Consider the following 1,115-nt stretch of genomic DNA (forward strand, 5'->3'; position numbering starts at 1 on the left):
TGTACTGCCCAGGGAGGTTGGTCAACCGGCTGATGGGTGTCTGGCGGCCGATGGCGGTGTGTTGCCGGTGGTGATTATAGGTGTGCAACCAGGCTGGTAGGGCGGCTCGTCGGGCTTGTTCTGACCGGTAGTGGCGGGCAAAAGCCCACTCCGCAGCCATGGTGCGATGGAATCGCTCGATCTTGCCGTTGGTCTGCGGACGGTAGGGGCGGGTTCGTTTGGCGGTGATGCCCAGCTCGAGGCAGGCGGCGGTCCATGTTTTCGAGCGGTAGCAGCTGCCGTTGTCCGACAGAACCCGCTCGACGGTGATGCCGCGGTCGGCGAACCAAGCCACCGCCCGCCGCAGCACCCCAATGGCAGTCTCAGCGGTTTCGTCGTCGTGGATTTCGGCGTAAGCGACGCGGGAATGATCATCGATCACCGTGTGCACGAACGCGGTTCCCAGCAGCGGGTTGCGATGGCGGCTGCGTGTGATGCCGGGCGTGGCTGCCCGGTTGCGGCGCCCGTTGACGCGTCCGACGAACCGCCAGCCGCCACCAGCGGGGATGTTGCCCAGCTTCTTGACATCGACGTGGATCAATGACCCGGCGTGCGGATGCTCGTAGCGGCGGATCACCTCACCGGTGCGGATATCGATGTGAGAGAGCCGATTCAACCGGCACCGCATCAGCACGGCATGCACGGTCGAGGCCGGCATCGACAATCGGGAGGCGATCGCCTGCGGCGACAGACGTTTGCGCCAGCGCAGGTCCACGATCTTGCGCACCACCGGGGCCGGAGTCCGGTTCGGGCTGCGATGCGGTCGGCTGGACCGATCGGCCATCCCAGCCTCCCCGATCTGTCGGTACCGGCGCTGCCAACGGTCAGCCGTCCGCCACGACACGTGAAAATGCTCGGCAGCCCGGGCGATCGGCCAACCGTCCTCGACGATGCGACGTGCCAGCAGCAGCCGCCCTCTCGGAGTCAAGACTGCGTTAGCGTGGACCACGAAGGTCTCCTGTTCGTTGCAGTGGTTGTCTCAGCAACTCCCACTCCACGACAGGAGACCTTCGCCATTCAACGATCACCTACAGCGTGTCGTCACAAAACCTCGACCAACCTCCCTGGGCAGAACA

The 1,115-nt window shown here is 64.9% G+C and carries 1 protein-coding gene; it reads right to left on the minus strand.

Going from position 1 to position 1,115, the window contains the following annotated elements; genetic code table 11:
• Positions 1 to 988: IS481 family transposase (locus GVY39_RS33745; protein ID WP_159931038.1), on the minus strand; the 988-nt coding region annotated here is incomplete at its 3' end.
• Positions 989 to 1,115: the final 127 nt, after the last annotated feature.

The sequence above is a fragment of the Nocardia sp. CY15 genome, assembly GCF_009829295.1.
GTDB classification, from domain to species: Bacteria; Actinomycetota; Actinomycetes; order Mycobacteriales; family Mycobacteriaceae; genus Nocardia; species Nocardia sputi.